This window comes from Streptomyces nidicola (assembly GCF_050106155.1).
Lineage (GTDB): Bacteria > Actinomycetota > Actinomycetes > Streptomycetales > Streptomycetaceae > Streptomyces.
The window spans coordinates 3,304,825-3,320,712 of sequence record NZ_JBNBPI010000001.1 but is presented as its reverse complement, the minus strand read 5'-3'; the positions used below and the strand labels follow the sequence as shown (position 1 = coordinate 3,320,712).

The 15,888-nt window shown below is 71.6% G+C and carries 9 protein-coding genes; 6 read left to right on the top strand and 3 right to left on the bottom strand.

Annotated elements, in window-relative coordinates; genetic code table 11:
* Positions 1-71 precede the first annotated feature (71 nt).
* A complete protein-coding gene (locus ACOKM3_RS15025; RefSeq protein WP_426900722.1) occupies positions 72-1,073 on the bottom strand; it encodes an aldo/keto reductase in 1,002 nt (333 codons plus the stop codon).
* A 94-nt stretch (positions 1,074-1,167) separates the two neighbouring features.
* Between ACOKM3_RS15025 and ACOKM3_RS15020 the strand changes: the two genes are divergently transcribed.
* The 6 genes from ACOKM3_RS15020 to serA all read left to right on the top strand — a co-directional run bounded on the left by ACOKM3_RS15020 (position 1,168) and on the right by serA (position 11,080).
* Entirely contained in the window at positions 1,168-2,118 is a 951-nt protein-coding gene (locus tag ACOKM3_RS15020) for a 2-hydroxyacid dehydrogenase (protein WP_426900720.1), read from the top strand.
* 529 nt (positions 2,119-2,647) lie between these two features.
* On the top strand, positions 2,648-5,461 hold the full coding sequence (locus ACOKM3_RS15015; RefSeq protein WP_426906792.1) for a putative bifunctional diguanylate cyclase/phosphodiesterase: 2,814 nt from the start codon (positions 2,648-2,650) through the stop codon (positions 5,459-5,461).
* Between the two features lie 265 nt (positions 5,462-5,726).
* On the top strand, positions 5,727-7,577 hold the full coding sequence (locus ACOKM3_RS15010; RefSeq protein WP_426900718.1) for an acetolactate synthase large subunit: 1,851 nt from the start codon (positions 5,727-5,729) through the stop codon (positions 7,575-7,577).
* Positions 7,578-7,597: 20 nt separating this feature from the next.
* On the top strand, positions 7,598-8,122 hold the full coding sequence (gene ilvN / locus ACOKM3_RS15005) for an acetolactate synthase small subunit (protein WP_425829179.1): 525 nt from the start codon (positions 7,598-7,600) through the stop codon (positions 8,120-8,122).
* A gap of 102 nt (positions 8,123-8,224) precedes the next feature.
* A complete protein-coding gene (gene ilvC, locus ACOKM3_RS15000) occupies positions 8,225-9,226 on the top strand; it encodes a ketol-acid reductoisomerase (protein ID WP_426900716.1) in 1,002 nt (333 codons plus the stop codon).
* A gap of 252 nt (positions 9,227-9,478) precedes the next feature.
* On the top strand, positions 9,479-11,080 hold the full coding sequence (gene serA / locus ACOKM3_RS14995; RefSeq protein WP_266714401.1) for a phosphoglycerate dehydrogenase: 1,602 nt from the start codon (positions 9,479-9,481) through the stop codon (positions 11,078-11,080).
* Between the two features lie 59 nt (positions 11,081-11,139).
* Here serA and ACOKM3_RS14990 read toward each other — a convergent pair whose 3' ends face one another.
* Both ACOKM3_RS14990 and ACOKM3_RS14985 read right to left on the bottom strand, forming a co-directional pair.
* Complete coding sequence (locus tag ACOKM3_RS14990) at positions 11,140-14,109, bottom strand: ATP-binding protein (protein WP_426900714.1); 2,970 nt, start codon at positions 14,107-14,109, stop codon at positions 11,140-11,142.
* Between the two features lie 164 nt (positions 14,110-14,273).
* On the bottom strand, positions 14,274-15,848 hold the full coding sequence (locus tag ACOKM3_RS14985; protein ID WP_426900712.1) for an MFS transporter: 1,575 nt from the start codon (positions 15,846-15,848) through the stop codon (positions 14,274-14,276).
* Between the last annotated feature and the right edge of the window lie 40 nt (positions 15,849-15,888).

The window sequence follows — 15,888 nt, the reverse complement described above, 5'->3', positions numbered from 1 at the left end:
CACCCGGCGTTCCCGGACCCGGCGTTCCCGGACCAGGCGTCCCCGGACCCGGCGTCCCCGGACTCGGTCGCTCAGTCCCAGGAGCCCTGCGCCGCCGGAAGCCCCGCGATCTCCGCGAAGTCCTCGGCGGTGAGCCGCAGTTCCGCTGACGCCGCGTTCTCCAGCGCCCAGCGCTCCTGCTTGGCGCCCGGCACCGGCACCACGCCCTCACCCTGCGCCGACACCCAGGCGAGCGCCACCTGGGCCGGTGTCACGTGCTCGCCGTGGCGCGCGGCGACACGGCGCAGGCCCGCCACGATCGGCTGGTTCGCCGCCATCATCTCGGCGGTGAAGCGGGGGTGGCGGGCCCGCAGATCGTCCGGCTCGAAGCCCCCTCCGGGGGTGAGCGTGCCGGTCAGGAACCCGCTGCCCAGCGGCATCGCGGCGAGAAACCCGATGCCGCGCGCCTTGCACCACGGCAGCAGCGCCCCGAGCGCCTCCGGCGACCACACCGACAGCTCGGCCATGACCGCGCTCACCGGGAACACCTGCTGCACCCGCTCCAACTGGCGGATCGTTCCGGCATGCCGCGCGGCCCGGCCACCGCGCCGCGAGCCGCGCGCGCCCACGGCGCAGAACCCCAGCGAGCGCACCTTGCCCGCGCTCACGAGCTCCGCCATCGCGCCCCACGTCTCCTCGACCGGCACCTCGGGGTCCTCGCGGTGCAGCTGGTACAGGTCGATGGCATCGGTCTGCAGGCGGCGCAGCGACGCGTCACAGGCCCGCTTCACATAGCCGGGCCTGCCGTTGGCGACGATGTGCTGCTCGCCGACGAGCAGCCCCACCTTCGTCGACACGAAGGCGTCGGCCCGCCGCTCCTTGAGCACGCGGCCGAGCAGCAGCTCATTGGTGAAGGGCCCGTACATGTCCGCGGTGTCGACCAGGCTGCAACCCCGGTCGAGGGCGGTGTGCAGGGTGCGCAGGGACTCCTCGCCACGCTGCCGCGAGCCCGTGTACGCCCAGCTCATCGGCATACAGCCGATTCCGACGGCACCCACGTCGAGGCCCGCCGCACCGATCGCCTTGCGCTCCACCTGCCCGTGACCCTCCCTGGCCTTTCCGGCCCCTCCTGCCGAGGTCCCCAACCTAACCTCTGTACCTTCACGTGGCTGACATAGCCTCCTGGCCATGACTGGTGATGTGTGGCTGCCTTTCCGTGCCGATGAGATTCCGGGCCTCCCGCAGGGGCTCGACTACCGCTTCTGGAACGGTGAACCCGACTTCCCGGCGGACCCCGCCGACTGCGCGTACTACGTCGTCCCCTACATGAAGCCGCCGGGCCTCGGCATCCGCCCGATGCCCGAGATGACGTCCCTGCGCGCCGTGCAGACGCTCTCCGCGGGCGTCGACCACGTACAGGACGGGCTGAAGTACCTGCGCCCCGGCGTCCAGTTGTGCAACGCGCGCGGCGTGCACGACGCCAGCACCGCCGAGCTCGCGCTCACCCTGATCCTCGCCTCCCTGCGGGGCATCCCCGACTTCGTCCGCGGGCAGGACCGCGGCGAGTGGCGCGGCGGATTCCGGCCCGCGCTCGCCGACAAGCACGTCGTCATCGTGGGGTACGGCGCCATCGGCGGTGCCATCGAGGACCGGCTCACGCCGTTCGAGGTCGCGCGGGTGACACGCGTCGCGCGCTCCGCCCGTACAACGGAGCGCGGGCCCGTGCGCCCGCTCACCGAACTGCCGGAACTGCTGCCGGAGGCCGACGTCGTCATCATGGTGACCCCGCTCACCGAGGACACCCGCGGCCTCGTGAACGCCGAGTTCCTCGCGCGGCTCAAGGACGGCGCGCTGCTCGTGAACGTCGGCCGCGGCCCGGTCGTCGACACCAAGGCCCTCCTCGCGGAGCTGGAGACCGGCCGCATCACCGCGGCCCTCGACGTCACCGATCCCGAACCCCTGCCCCAGGAGCACCCGTTGTGGCAGGCTCCAGGGGTGCTCATCTCGCCGCACGTGGGCGGCCCCACATCCGCCTTCCTGCCGCGCGCCAAGCGTCTCCTCGCCGCTCAGCTCACGCGGTTCGCGGCGGGGGAGCCGCTCGAGAACGTCGTGCTCACCATCGACGGGCACAGCGACTGACCTCCGGCCCCACGCGACTCTGCACACCCCGCAGACCTCGCGGACCACACCGGCCCCACGGGTAACTCCCATACGGCCGCACGTCGTTCGTCGGGCACGCTGTGCGCCCGCTTGAATGCACCCCGTGCCCGCTCCGTGTCCGCATCGTGCCTGGTCGTCACGGAGAGTAGAGGAACTATGTCCCTGAGTGACGAGACTGGTGTATCGTCCCGACTGGGGCAGCGCCGTGCCAGCACGCGGCGCCGGGGAAGAGTGACGGACTGCGAGGGGGGCGACGGGCGATGCACGGCCTATGGGCGAACGATCCGACGCGGCGGGGCCGACGGCGGTCCTGTGCGGTGACCCGCGCAGCGATGCGGGGCCGAAGTCCCGGCTGTCGCAGGGCACATGCGCATCGAGCGGGCCCGCGCGGCAGTCGCAGAAAGCATCCGCAGACGGGGCAGGGGAAGGCGGACACGGGAGCCGCCCGGCGGACCGGGGCGGCCCGGTGAGTACGCACCCCACGCCGACGACAGCACTGGGCGCCTCGATGTACGCGGGCGGCCAGGCCCCCGCCCGCGCGCCGCAGCGGGGCGGTACGAGAGCCCAGTTGCTCCTCGCCCTCCTGTGCGCGGGCTTCGCGGTGGGTTCCGCGTTCGGCTGGGGTTCCGACCGACTCGCCCTGATCATGGGCGACTTCGGGCTGAGCTTCGCGGCGGCGATCGCCGCCGTATCGAATTTCGTGTACGCGCGCAGCAGTCGCAGCCGCTTTCGACCCGCCTGGCTCCTGTTCGCGTTCTCCTCACTCATGGCCAGCTTCGGCAACGGGGTGTGGGGCTGGTACGAGGTCGTCCTGCGCGAGCCGGTGCCGACGCCGAGCCTCGCCGACCTGTTCTTCCTCTGCTTCGCGCCACCCGCCATCATCGGCCTGCTCGTCCTCGCGCGGCGGCCCGTCACCAAGGCCGGCTGGATCTGCCTCGCGCTCGACGCCTGGCTCATCGCCGGCTCCCTGGTCACGCTCTCCTGGAGCCTCGCCCTCGCGCACACCGCCGAGTTCGAGGGCCAGAGCGTCACCCGCACCGCGCTCTCCCTCGCGTACCCGCTGCTCGACATCGCCCTGGTCAGCATGGTGCTCGCGCTGCACTTCCGGCGCTCTCCCGGTAGCCGTACGGCGGTGAACACCGCGATCGGCGCGCTCGCCCTCACGGTGATGTGCGACGCCCTGTTCACCTCGCCGCTGCTGCACGCCAGCTACCGCTCGGGCGAGATCCTGGACGCCGGCTGGTTCGCCGGCTCGCTGCTGCTCGCGTACGCGCCGTGGGTGGGGACGCGGCGCGGGGTGCGCGAGGAGGAGCACTCCCTCGGACCCGGCGGCCGCTACCAGGTCAGCTACACGCGGCCGATCTCCGGCTCGCTCGCCGCGCTCACCCCGTATCTGGCCGCCGCCGTCTGCACGTTGGGCATTCTCTACAACCTGCTGGACGGGCACCGGGTGGACCGCGTCGTGCTCTTCACGGCGTGCACGGTCGTCCTGGCGCTCGTCATGCGCCAGGGCATCATGCTGCTCGACAACATCACGCTCACCCAGGAGTTGGCGCAGAAGGAGAACCACTTCCGCTCCCTGGTCCAGGGCTCCAGCGACGTCATCATGATCGCCGCGCCGAACGGGACGCTGAGATACGTCAGCCCGGCCGCAGCGGGCGTCTACGGGCGGGATGCCGAGGACCTTGTCGGCTCCGAGCTCGCCTCGATCATCCACCCCGAGGACCTCGGGCGTGTGATGCACGAGGTGCGCAGATTCCTCGCCGCGAGCCAGATCGAGGAGCCCACTACGCGCATCGAATGCCGCTTCCGGTCCGGCACGGGCACCTGGCTGAACGTGGAGTCGACGGTCAACCGCCACCACGGCGGCCTGATCCTCAACAGCCGGGACGTGACCGAACGGGTGCGCCTCCAGGCCCAGTTGCAGCACAACGCCGAGCACGACCCGCTGACCGACCTGCCCAACAGGTCGCTGTTCACCAAGCGGGTCGGACAGGCCCTCGCCGGGCGGCGGACCGGCGACCTGGGCACCGCCGTACTCTTCATCGACCTCGACGGCTTCAAGCAGGTCAACGACACGATCGGCCACCAGGCGGGCGACGAGCTGCTCGTCCAGGCGGCGAGAAGGCTGGCCGAATCCGTACGCGCCTCGGACACCGCGGCGCGTCTTGGCGGTGACGAGTTCGCGGCGCTGATCGTCGGCGACGGGGGACGCGACCACACCGCGAGAGAGCAGCAGATCTACGAGCTGGCCGACCGGCTCAGAATCACCCTGTCCCAGCCGTACTCGATCGACGGGCACGACAATGTGCGGGTCGCCGCCTCCATCGGCGTCGCCTTCGCCGAACCGGACATCGGGGCCGGCGAGCTGCTGCGCAATGCCGACCTGGCGATGTACCGGGCGAAGGCGGCGGGCAAGGGCCGCGTCGAGCTGTACGCGCCGCAGATGCAGGCCGATGTCGTACGCAAGGCGGAGCTGGCCACGCGGCTGCGATCGGCGCTGCACGAGGGCGAGTTCGCGCTGCTCCACCAGCCGATCGTCTCGCTCGACGACGGCCGGATCACGGCGGTCGCCGCGCAGGCCCGATGGCGCAGCGCGCAGGGCATCCTGTTCACCCCCGCCGAGTTCCTGCGGGTGGCCGACGACAGCGAGCGCACCGCCGAGCTCGGCCGCTGGATGCTGGAGGAGGCCGTCGAACAGGCCGCCGAGCGCGGGCACAGCGGGCACGCGACGCCGGTCGCCGTGCGGATCAGCGCCCGCAGACTCCTCGACCGGGCCATGCCGCTCGGCTCGATAGAAGCGCTCCTCACCCGGCACGGGCTGCCCTCGGGTGCGCTCATCATCGAGCTGGCGGACAGCGACCCCAGAGTCCCGCTGGACGAGCTGGAGCGCCGTCTGACGGCCCTGCGGCGCCTCGGCGTCCGGATCGCGCTGGACGGCTTCGGCAGCGGCTATGCGGCCATCACGGCGCTGCGCCGTCTCCCCGTCGACGTACTGAAGCTGGACCGCTCGCTGATCGAGGGCGTCGTCGAATCCGCGCGGCTGCACAAGATCACCAGTGGGCTGCTGCGGATCGCGGGCGACCTCGGGCTCAACTCCGTGGCGGACGGTGTGGACCTGCCCGAGCAGGTCGCGGCGCTGCGGGCGATGGGGTGCACGCACGGGCAGGGCATGGCGTTCTCCGGGCCGCTCGACGAGTATCGGCTGCGCCGCGCGCTCACCTCGGGGGAGTACCCGATGCCCACGGGCCCCGCCGAGCCGGTGTTCGCGGGCTTCACCACGCTGCGCTCACATAATGAGACGCCCGTCCCACCCACTTGACACGCCCTACGCGCCGGGGGGAGGGTCAGTGCCATGCGCACCCGAATTCTCGTACTTGGAAAGCGCGTCGGCTGAAGCTGGGACCACCGGTCAGGACTCCGGAAACCCAGCGACCGCACCCGGCGCGCTCCCCTCGCTTGCCTCACGGCACGAGGGGTTTTTTGTTGCACGGGTGCCGGTTCAGAACCGCCGCCAACCGCCCGACACACACGTAAGACCCTGCACAACCCTCGCAAAAACCCTCAGCATCGAGAAGAGAATGCCGATGACCGAGCAGGCCACCGGGGCCAGCCAGCCGCAGCCGCGGCCCCGTTCCGGAGGACAGCAGTCCGCCCCCGTCGAGCACGTCACGGGTGCGAAGTCCCTCATTCGCTCGCTTGAGGAGGTCGGGGTCGACACCGTATTCGGTATCCCCGGCGGCACGATCCTTCCCGCGTACGACCCGATGATGGACTCGAGCCGGGTGCGCCACGTGCTCGTCCGTCACGAGCAGGGTGCGGGCCACGCGGCCACCGGCTACGCGCAGGCCACCGGCAAGGTCGGTGTCTGCATGGCCACTTCGGGCCCGGGTGCGACCAACCTGGTGACGCCGATCGCCGACGCGATGATGGACTCGGTGCCGCTCGTCGCGATCACCGGCCAGGTCGTCTCCAAGGCGATCGGCACGGACGCCTTCCAGGAAGCGGACATCGTCGGCATCACCATGCCGATCACCAAGCACAGCTTCCTGGTCACCAAGGCCGAGGACATCCCGAAGGCGATCGCCGAGGCGTTCCACATCGCGGCCACCGGCCGCCCGGGCCCGGTCCTCGTGGACATCCCGAAGGACATCCTTCAGGCGCAGACGACGTTCACCTGGCCGCCGCAGCAGGACCTGCCCGGCTACCGTCCGGTGACCAAGCCGCACGCCAAGCAGATCCGCGAGGCCGCGAAGCTGATCACGAATGCGAAGCGGCCCGTCCTCTACGTCGGTGGCGGCGTCCTCAAGGCCGGTGCCACCGCCGAGCTCAAGATGCTCGCCGAGCTCACCGGAGCGCCCGTCACCACCACCCTGATGGCGCTCGGCGCATTCCCCGACAGCCACCCGCTGCACGTGGGAATGCCGGGCATGCACGGTGCGGTCACCGCCGTCACCGCGCTGCAGAAGGCCGACCTGATCGTCGCCCTCGGAGCCCGCTTCGACGACCGCGTCACCGGCAACCTGGACAGCTTCGCCCCGTTCGCGAAGATCGTCCACGCCGATATCGACCCCGCGGAGATCGGCAAGAACCGCGCCGCCGACGTGCCGATCGTCGGTGACGCCCGCGAGGTCATCGCCGACCTGATCCAGGCGGTCCAGAAGGAGCACGGCGACGGCCACACCGGCGACTACAGCGCCTGGTGGAAGGACCTCAACCGCTGGCGCGAGACGTACCCGCTGGGCTACGACCAGCCCGCGGACGGCTCGCTCTCCCCGCAGCAGGTCATCGAGCGCATCGGCCAACTCGCCCCCGCGGACACGATCTTCGCGGCCGGCGTCGGCCAGCACCAGATGTGGGCCGCGCACTACATCCAGTACGAGAAGCCGGCCACCTGGCTGAACTCGGGCGGCGCCGGGACCATGGGCTACTCGGTGCCCGCCGCGATGGGCGCCAAGGCCGGCGCGCCGGGCCAGACGGTCTGGGCGATCGACGGCGACGGCTGCTTCCAGATGACCAATCAGGAGCTGACCACCTGCGCCCTGAACAACATCCCGATCAAGGTCGCCATCATCAACAACGGCGCCCTCGGGATGGTCCGCCAGTGGCAGACGCTGTTCTACAACCAGCGCTACTCGAACACCGTGCTGCACGCGGGCCCGGACGGCGAGACCCCGCCCAACAAGGGCACCCGCATCCCGGACTTCGTGAAGCTGAGCGAGGCCATGGGCTGCTACGCCATCCGCTGTGAGCGCCCCGAGGACCTCGACAAGTGCATCGAGGAGGCGAACTCGATCAACGACCGCCCGGTCGTGGTCGACTTCATCGTCCACGAGGACGCCATGGTGTGGCCGATGGTCGCCGCCGGCACCTCCAACGACGAGATCATGGCCGCCCGGGACGTCCGCCCCGACTTCGGCGACAGCGAAGACGACTGAGCGAGAGAGATCAGAGAATCATGTCCAAGCACACGCTCTCCGTCCTGGTCGAGAACAAGCCCGGTGTCCTCGCCCGGATCACCGCCCTCTTCTCGCGCCGCGGCTTCAACATCGACTCGCTCGCCGTCGGCGTCACCGAGCACCCCGACATCTCGCGCATCACCATCGTCGTGAATGTCGAATCGCTCCCGCTCGAACAGGTCACGAAGCAGCTCAACAAGCTGGTCAACGTCCTGAAGATCGTCGAGCTGGAGCCCGACTCGGCCGTGGCCCGCGAGCTGGTGCTCGCCAAGGTCCGCGCCGACAACGAGACGCGCTCGCAGATCGTCGAGATCGTCCAGCTGTTCCGCGCCAAGACCGTCGACGTCTCCCCGGAGGCCGTCACCATCGAGGCGACCGGTTCCAGCGACAAGCTGGAGGCGATGCTCAAGATGCTGGAGCCCTTCGGCATCAAGGAGCTCGTCCAGTCCGGCACCATCGCGGTCGGCCGCGGCTCGCGCTCCATCACCGACCGGAGCCTGCGGGCGCTCGACCGCACGGCGTAACGCCTCCGTACGCCCCCCTCTCGTATACCGAGACCCGAAAACCTTCCTTCCGCACCCCGCCGTACGGTGGGACGCAACACCAGCACACCAAGGAGAACCCCAGTGGCCGAGCTGTTCTACGACGACGATGCCGACCTGTCCATCATCCAGAACCGCAAGGTCGCGGTGATCGGCTACGGCTCCCAGGGCCACGCCCACGCGCTGTCCCTGCGCGACTCGGGTGTCGACGTCCGTGTCGGTCTGCACGAGGGCTCCAAGTCCAAGGCGAAGGCCGAGGAGCAGGGCCTGCGCGTGGTCACCCCGTCCGAGGCCGCGGCCGAGGCCGACGTCATCATGATCCTCGTTCCGGACCCGATCCAGGGCAAGGTCTACGAGGAGACCATCGCGCCGAACCTGAAGGACGGCGACGCGCTGTTCTTCGGCCACGGCCTGAACATCCGCTACGGCTTCATCAAGCCCCCGGCCGGCGTGGACGTCTGCATGGTCGCCCCGAAGGGCCCGGGCCACCTCGTGCGCCGCCAGTACGAGGAGGGTCGCGGCGTTCCGTGCATCGCGGCCGTCGAGCAGGACGCCACCGGCAAGGGCTTCGAGCTGGCCCTCTCCTACGCGAAGGGCATCGGCGGCACCCGCGCCGGCGTCATCAAGACGACCTTCACCGAGGAGACCGAGACCGACCTGTTCGGTGAGCAGGCCGTCCTCTGTGGTGGCACCGCCGCCCTGGTCAAGGCCGGTTTCGAGACGCTGACCGAGGCCGGCTACCAGCCGGAGATCGCGTACTTCGAGTGCCTGCACGAGCTGAAGCTCATCGTCGACCTCATGTACGAGGGCGGCCTGGAGAAGATGCGCTGGTCGGTCTCCGAGACCGCCGAGTGGGGCGACTACGTCACCGGCCCGCGGATCATCACGGACGCCACCAAGGCCGAGATGAAGAAGGTCCTCGCCGAGATCCAGGACGGCACGTTCGCCAAGAACTGGATGGACGAGTACCACGGCGGTCTGAAGAAGTACAACGAGTACAAGAAGCAGGACGAGGACAGCCTCCTCGCCACCACCGGCAAGGAGCTGCGCAAGCTCATGAGCTGGGTGAACGACGACGAGGCGTAAGCCTTCACGGGACGGGGTCGCGGCACACGCCGCGACCCCGTTCTCCATGGCTCGTCCACACGGTTGTCCATGGCGTCCAGCCTCGGACGAGTGATCCTTCCAAGGAGGCGTAAGCACGCCTCCTCAGCGCCACTACACTGCTGACTACATTCGCGTTGGGCCCACAGCGTCGTGCGTCTTCCACGCGGCAAGCACCCTCCACCGCCTGCGGCCGTCGGGACGGCCGTCCGCATTGGACCTGTGAGGACTCACGTGAGCACTGCTGCCAACGGCAAACCCGTCGTACTCATCGCCGAAGAGCTGTCGCCCGCGACGGTCGACGCCCTGGGCCCGGACTTCGAGATCCGCCAGTGCAACGGCGCGGACCGGGCGGCGCTGCTGCCCGCCATCGCCGACGTCGACGCGATCCTGATCCGCTCGGCCACCAAGGTCGACGCCGAGGCGATCGCCGCCGCGAAGAAGCTGAAGGTCGTCGCACGAGCCGGCGTCGGCCTCGACAACGTCGACGTGTCCGCCGCCACCAAGGCCGGCGTGATGGTCGTCAACGCGCCGACCTCCAACATCGTGACCGCCGCCGAGCTCGCCTGCGGTCTGCTCATCGCCACCGCGCGCAACATCCCGCAGGGCTCGCAGGCCCTCAAGGGCGGCGAGTGGAAGCGCAGCAAGTACACGGGCGTCGAGCTCGCGGAGAAGACCCTCGGTGTCGTGGGCCTCGGCCGCATCGGCGCGCTCGTCGCGCAGCGCATGTCCGCCTTCGGCATGAAGGTCGTCGCGTACGACCCGTACGTGCAGCCCGCGCGCGCCGCGCAGATGGGCGTGAAGGTCCTCTCCCTCGACGAGCTGCTCGAGGTCTCGGACTTCATCACCGTGCACCTCCCGAAGACCCCGGAGACCCTCGGTCTCATCGGTGACGAGGCGCTGCACAAGGTCAAGCCGAACGTGCGCATCGTCAACGCCGCGCGCGGCGGGATCGTCGACGAAGAGGCGCTGTACTCGGCGATCAAGGAGGGCCGCGTCGCCGGCGCCGGTCTCGACGTGTACGCGAAGGAGCCCTGCACGGACTCCCCGCTGTTCCAGTTCGACCAGGTCGTCTGTACTCCGCACCTCGGCGCCTCCACGGACGAGGCGCAGGAGAAGGCGGGCGTCGCCGTCGCCAAGTCGGTGCGCCTCGCGCTCTCCGGCGAGCTCGTGCCGGACGCGGTGAACGTCCAGGGCGGCGTCATCGCCGAGGACGTCAAGCCGGGCCTGCCGCTCGCGGAGCGCCTCGGCCGGATCTTCACCGCGCTGGCGGGCGAGGTCGCGGCCCGTCTCGACGTCGAGGTGTACGGCGAGATCACCCAGCACGACGTGAAGGTGCTCGAACTCTCCGCGCTCAAGGGCGTGTTCGAGGACGTCGTCGACGAGACGGTCTCCTACGTCAACGCCCCGCTGTTCGCGCAGGAGCGTGGCGTCGAGGTCCGGCTCACGACCTCGTCCGAGTCGCCCGACCACCGCAACGTCGTCACGGTGCGCGGCACCCTCGGCAACGGCCAGGAGGTCTCGGTCTCCGGCACGCTCGCGGGCCCGAAGCACCTGCAGAAGATCGTCGCGGTCAACGAGTACGACGTGGACCTGGCGCTCGCCGACCACATGGTCGTCCTGCGCTACGAGGACCGTCCGGGCGTCGTCGGCACGGTGGGCCGCGTCCTCGGTGAGGCGGGCATCAACATCGGCGGCATGCAGGTCTCGCGCGCCGACGTCGGCGGCGAGGCCCTCGCGGTCCTGACCGTGGACGACACGGTGCCGCAGTCGGTCCTGAACGAGCTGTCCGCCGAGATCGGCGCGACCTCGGCGCGGTCGGTCAACCTCGTCTGAGGTTTTCGCTCCTGACGCACGAGGGCCGGGTCACCCGCGGGTGACCCGGCCCTCGTGCGTCAGGACGCCTCCGGCTCGATCAGTCCCTCGCGGTACGCGATGCCCACGGCCTCGGTGCGGCTCGCGGCGCCCAGCTTGGCGAGGATGTTCGAGACGTGGACGCTCGCGGTCTTGCCGCTGATGAACAGTTCCTCGCCGATCTGGCGGTTGGTGCGCCCCCGGCCGAGCAGCCGCAGCACGTCGCTCTCCCGGGCGGTCAGCGCGGCGATGCGGTCCCCGGCGGCCGGGGCGTCGGCGAGGCGGCCCCGCCTGATCAGGGTGTCCAGGGCCTCGCGCAGCGGCTCGGCGCCGAGCCGTACGGCCGCGTCGCGGGCCGCGTACGCCTGCTCGGCGGCCTCCTCGCGGCGGTCCGCGGTGAGCAGGGCCTCTGCCAACCGCCTTTGGCAGCGGGCCAGTTCGTACGGCTCCCCGTAGCCGAACGCCGTCACGGCCCGCTCCCACGCCGCGACGTCGGGACCGGTCGCGGCGCGCACCCGCTCGGCCTCGGCGCGGGCCAGCCAGGCCAGGCCCTCGGGGCCCTGCTCCGTGCCGTCCTGGCCGCGGGCGGCCGTGTCGCGGGCCAGCTCCACCAGCTCGGTGGCGGCCCCCGCCCAGCGCTTCGCGCCCGCCGTGTCACCGGAGAGCCGGGCCTCCTCCGCGGCGTCCGCGACCGCCGCCAGGGCGAGCGCGGCGAGCCGCACCACGGCGTCGGGCCGCGTGCCGCCCGAGACGTCGGTGAGCGACTCGACCGACGCGTGCATCTGTCGTACGCATTCCTCGACGTCGCCGCGGAGTGCCGCCGCGTCGGTCAGCACGATCGCGGCGACGAGCGCCGCCATCCAGTCGAAGTGATGGTCGAGCAGCCCCCGGGCCCCGGTGACGGCCGCGTCGTACGCGCCGCGGGCCAGGGCCACGTACAGCGCGGGCGCGATCGCGAACCCGCCTGCGGGCGGCAGCAGTTCGGTGTCCGCGGCGGCGGCTCGCGCACACTCGTCCCAGCGGCCCAGCGTGTAGAGCAGCAGGGACTGCAGGTAGCGCAGCTCCAGGGCGTACGGCGAGGTGAGCAGGCCGGCGCGGCGGGCGCGGTCGAGGCCCTCGGCGAGCCAGGGCAGGCACCCGTCCAGGTCGCCGGACTCGTAGCAGCCGATGGCGAGGTTGTAGAGCGCCCGCATCTCCACCGCGAGGTTCCCGGCGGCGCCGGCCAGCTCACGGGCCCTGACGAGGCGGTCCCGGCCCTGCGGTGTACGCCGGTTGGGCCCTTCCAGGTTGACCAGCGAGATCGTCAAGTCGGCCTGGGCGTCGGCCAGTTCGAGCCGTTCGGCGACGGCAAGCGCCTGTCGGGCGACCCGCTCGGCGTCCTCGTTCCTGCCCACGTGCCGCGCGGCCAGGACATGGGTCGCGGCGGCCCACACCCAGGTGCCCGAGGGTGGCTCGGCCGGGATCAGGGCCAGCGCCTCGCTGCTGTACGTGAACGCGGCTTCCAGGTGGTCGATCCGGATCAGGTTGTCCGCGAGGGTGTAGCGCACGCGCGCCGCGAGCTCGGAGTCGGCGTCGGAGCCGGCCCGGGCGAGCGCGGAGCGGGTGAGCTGGACCGCGCGGTGGGGGTCGCCCGCGCGGGCGGCGGCGGCCGAGGCACGCAGGGTGAGGGTGGCCGCGTCGCCGGCCTCGGGACGCGCGGACGCGTCCACCACGGCCAGAAGTTCGAGCGCGGTCTCCAGGTGCCGCAGCTCCTCGGCGGGGGCTCCGACGCGCTGGGCGTGGTCGGCGGCCTCCAGGGAGGCGGCGAGCGCGTCGGGCAGGTCGTGGCTCTCGCGCGAGTGGTGGGCGCGCTCCGCCGCGCTCTGCGGTGACCGGCCCTCGCCCGCGAGGAGTGCGGCGAACCGCCCGTGCAGCCGCACCCGTTCGCCGGGCAGCAGATCCGCGTACACGGCCTCGCGGGTGAGGGCGTGCCGGAACGAGTACGTGCCGTCGTCGCCCGGCACGAGGAGCTGGCGTCCGACGGCCTCGCGCAGCGCCGACTCCAGCTCCTCCTCGGGCAGTTGGACGGCGGACCGCAGCAGCTCGTGCCCGACGCGGCGGCCCGCGACGGCCGCCGTGCGCAGCACTTGCTGGGCGGTCTCGGTGAGTTGCTCGATCCGGATGAGCAGCACGTCGGCGAGGCCGCTGGGCATGGCGGGGGAGTGGGCGCCCTCGCCGTCGCCGGGGAGCGCGGCGAGCAACTCCTCGGCGTAGAAGGCGTTTCCCTCGGCGCTCTCGACGATGCGGCGGACCGTGCTGTCGGGCACGGGGCCCGTGCGGCGTGCGCGTACGAGCCGGGTCATGTCGGCGTCGGCCATCGGGCGCAGGTCGAGACGGTCGACGGCGGGCAGCCTGATCAGCTCGGCGAGCAGCGGCCGCAGGGGGTGGCGGCGGTGCAGGTCGTCCGCGCGGTACGAGGCGAAGACCGCGAGGCGGCGGGGCGGGCCGCCGGGCGCGGGCCGTTGCAGGACGCCCCGGCTGAGCAGGAAGCGGAGCAGGTCGCGGGAGGACTGGTCGGCCCAGTGGAGGTCCTCGACGACCAGGAGGAGCGGGGTCAGGTCAGCCAGGCCGGCGAGGAGCCCCGCGACGCCCTCGAAGAGCTGGAGGCGGCTGCCGGGGTCGGGCGCGGGGCCTGCCCCCGAGGCCCCGCCGATGAGCCGGTCCACCGCGGGGTACGCGGCGAAGGCCGGGGCGAGCCGGTCGTCGGCGGCCGCCGTGCCGAGGATCTCCGTGAACGGGAGGTACGGCAGACCTACGTCGCCGAGGTCCACGCAGTGGCCGGTGAGGACGGTCAGGCCGGTGGCGGCGGCGTGCGCGGCGGCCTCCGTCAGCGCCCGGGTCTTGCCGACGCCGGCGTCCCCGGCGACCAGGACGGCGCGGGGGTCGCCGGCCGCGGCCCGCTCCAGGACGCCGGTGAGGCGGGCGAGTTCGTCCGCCCGGCCGATGAACGGCGTATCGAATGTCTGAGCCACGGGGTCATCCTGGCACGGTCCGGCGGCGTCATCCCTGGGTACAGGCCTCTGGCTTCTGGCTTCTGGCTGCGGGCTTCTGGCTCCGGGCTTCGCCGTGCGGCGATGCCGGGCGGGCCGGAGTGGTCCGGCCTGCCCGGCATCGCATCGAGACCGGTGGGTGGCTGTCAGACCGACGCCTTCTCCTCCGGCGCCGCGTCGGGGGCGTCGGCCCCGTCCGCCGCCGCGGTCTCGCGCACCGTCACCTTGCGCAGGGTCGCCACGGCGAGGACCGCGGCGGCCAGGAGCACGACCGCCCCCGCGATCGCCGCCGCCTGCATGCCGTCGGTGAAGGCCACGCGTACGGCGGTCGTCAGGGCCCGGCCCGCCTCGCCCGGCAACTGCCCGGCGACCGCGAGGGCGCCGCCCAGCGTCTCGTGGGCCGCGGCCGGGGCGTCGGCGGGGACACCGTGGCGGTACACGGCCGTGCCGATGGAGCCGAGGACCGCCATGCCGAGGGCGCCGCCGAACTCGGCGCCAGTCTCCAACAGGGACGCGGCGGAGCCGGAGTTGGCGGCCGGCACGGTGCTGAGCGCCAGGTCCATCATCTGGGACATCACGGTGACGATGCCGGAAGCGAGGACACCGGCGCCGGCCAGGACCAGCCAGAGCGAGTCGGTGCCGGCCAGGGCGAGGAGCGCGTATCCGCAGGCCGCGACGGTGAAGCCGCCGGCGACGACATGGGCGCGGTGCACGCCCCTCGCGACGAGCTGCGCGGCGACGGGGGCCGCCACCCCGACCAGGACGGTGGGAACCAGCGACCAGAGGGCGGCCGCCATGGAGCTCTTGCCGAGCACGGACTGCAGGTACTGGGTGGTGAAGTACGCCGAGCCCATCATGCCGAAGGAGGAGACGAGGTTCAGGACGACGCCGGGGGCGAAGCCGCGGCCGCGGAACAGGGCGGGGGAGATCAGCGGGGACTTGACGGTGCGCTGGCGGTGCACGAACAGGGCGGCGAACAGCAGCCCCACGGTGATCGAGACGACGTACCGCACGTTCCAGCCCTCGGACGGGATCTCCTTGATGCCGTAGATGACGGGCAGCACGGCGGCCATCGACAGCGGCACGCTCAGCAGGTCGAAGCGGCCGGGCTCGGGGTTCTTCGACTCCGGCAGCAGGAACGGGCCGAGGGCCAGGAGCAGCACCATCGCGGGCAGGTTGACCAGGAAGACCGAGCCCCACCAGAAGTGCTCGACGAGGACGCCGCTCATCACCGAACCGAGCGCGACGCCACCGGTCATGACGGCCGACCACAGGCCGATCGCCTTCGCACGCTGTCCGGGGTCGGTGAACATCGTGCGGACGATCGCCATGGTGGACGGCATGAGGGTCGCGCCGCCGACGCCGAGGAGCGCGCGGGCGGCGATGAGCGTCTCGGCACTGTTCGCGTACGCGGCGAGGAGCGATGCGGTGCCGAAGGCGGCGGCGCCGAACAGGAGCAGTTTGCGGCGGCCGATGCGGTCGCCGAGCGAGCCCATCGTCATCAGCAGGCCGGCGAGCACGAACGCGTAGATGTCGAAGATCCACAGCTGCTGGGTGCCGCTCGGCTCCAGGTCGGCGCTGATCTGGGGGATCGCGAAGTAGAGGACGGAGACGTCCATCGAGACCAGGAGCAGCGGAAGCATCAGCACGCCGAGTGCGGTCCACTCGCGGCGCCCCGCGAGGGTTTCGGCGGGTGGGGTGGTGCTCGTCGGGTTCGTCATGGCAGGAACTGTACGAGCGTCTTAAACGCTTGTCTAGTAC

Coding starts and splice junctions, on each gene's coding strand:
- ACOKM3_RS15020 (WP_426900720.1), top strand. CDS start 1,168: ATGACTGGTGATGTGTGGCTGCCTTTCCGTGCCGATGAGATTCCGGGC.
- ACOKM3_RS15015 (WP_426906792.1), top strand. CDS start 2,648: ATGTACGCGGGCGGCCAGGCCCCCGCCCGCGCGCCGCAGCGGGGCGGT.
- ACOKM3_RS15010 (WP_426900718.1), top strand. CDS start 5,727: ATGACCGAGCAGGCCACCGGGGCCAGCCAGCCGCAGCCGCGGCCCCGT.
- ilvN (WP_425829179.1), top strand. CDS start 7,598: ATGTCCAAGCACACGCTCTCCGTCCTGGTCGAGAACAAGCCCGGTGTC.
- ACOKM3_RS14985 (WP_426900712.1), bottom strand. CDS start 15,848: ATGACGAACCCGACGAGCACCACCCCACCCGCCGAAACCCTCGCGGGG.